This is a genomic window from Pseudomonas petrae, assembly GCF_021728295.1.
Classification (GTDB): Bacteria; Pseudomonadota; Gammaproteobacteria; order Pseudomonadales; family Pseudomonadaceae; genus Aquipseudomonas; species Aquipseudomonas petrae.
The window spans coordinates 1-1243 of record NZ_JAKJXE010000033.1 but is presented as its reverse complement, the minus strand read 5'-3'; the positions used below and the strand labels follow the sequence as shown (position 1 = coordinate 1243).

Below are 1243 nucleotides of genomic sequence, written 5' to 3'. Positions count from 1 at the left end.
TTTACCAGGTCGGCCTGATAAATCGATCTCCGTACAGAATCGCAAATTGATTCATCGCACTTTTCCAGTCATGGGCTGCAGAGCCCCAGTTTGCAGTGATATTGCGCAGCCCAAGCCAGATCAGTTTGGTTGCCGCATCGTCGGTCGGGAAGTGGCCGCGAGTCTTGATGATCTTTCGTAGCTGAGCGTTGATGCTCTCGATGGCGTTGGTGGTATAGATCACCTTTCGGATCGCTGGCGGGAAAACGAAAAATGGAATGACGCGATCCCACGCACGCCGCCATGAAGCTACTACCGTTGGATATTGTTTGCCCCATGGCCCGGCTTCGAACGCATCCAGCGCCTGTTCGGCCGCTTCGGCGGTGACCGCCTGGTAGATCGGCTTGAGCGCCTTGGCCAGTTCGCGACGCTTATCCCACGCCACGTAATCAAGGCTGTTACGGATCAGATGAACAATACAGGTTTGCAGTGTCGTGGCTGGAAAGACCGCGCCAAGAGCTTCCGGCATGCCCTTGAGTCCATCAGTAACGGCGATGAGTACATCTTCAACGCCACGTATTTTGAGGTCGTTGAAAACCTTCATCCAGAACTTCGCGCCTTCGGTATTTTCGATCCAGATGCCGAGAATATCCCGTGTGCCGTCAGGTAGAACACCCAGAGCCAAGTAGATCGCTTTGTTGCGAACCAGTCCTTCTTCGCGGATTTTGACCCGCAGGGCGTCGAAGAAAATAACCGGATACATCGGCTCCAGAGGCCGCTGTTGCCACGCACCGATCTCTGCCATGACCTCGTCGGTGACAGAGCTGATGAAGTCAGGCGAAACCTCCGTACTGTACTGCTCGGAGAGGAATGCACGGATTTCTCTGACGGTCATTCCTCGGGCGTACATCGCGATGATCTTGTCGTCGAAACCGGTGTAACGGCGCTCGTGCTTGGGGATCAGAATGGGCGAAAAACTGCCGTCCCGGTCACGGGGGATGTCCAGCCGGATCGGGCCATCACCCGTTAAAACCGTCTTGCCGCTTTTGCCATTACGCTGGTTTGTTTCATCCTCTGGGCGCTGCGCGCCCGGCGGATAGCCCAGATGATGACCGAGCTCGGCATTGAGGGCTCGCTCGATTAGCGCCTTCTTGAACGCCGCGGAGGCGTCTTCGATGGCTTCAGCGGTCATCAATCCGCCGCCGAACTGCTCAAGCAGCTCTTTTGGGATTTTTGGTAGCTCGCGCAGCGCAGGTTTCTTTTT

Annotated in this window: 1 protein-coding gene; it reads right to left on the bottom strand. The window is 55.9% G+C overall.

What is annotated here, in order from left to right:
- Window position 1: 1 nt before the first annotated feature.
- Window positions 2–1228: an IS256 family transposase gene (locus L4G42_RS25990; RefSeq protein WP_237261402.1), complete on the bottom strand. Its 1227-nt coding sequence runs from the start codon at window positions 1226–1228 to the stop codon at window positions 2–4.
- Between the last annotated feature and the right edge of the window lie 15 nt (window positions 1229–1243).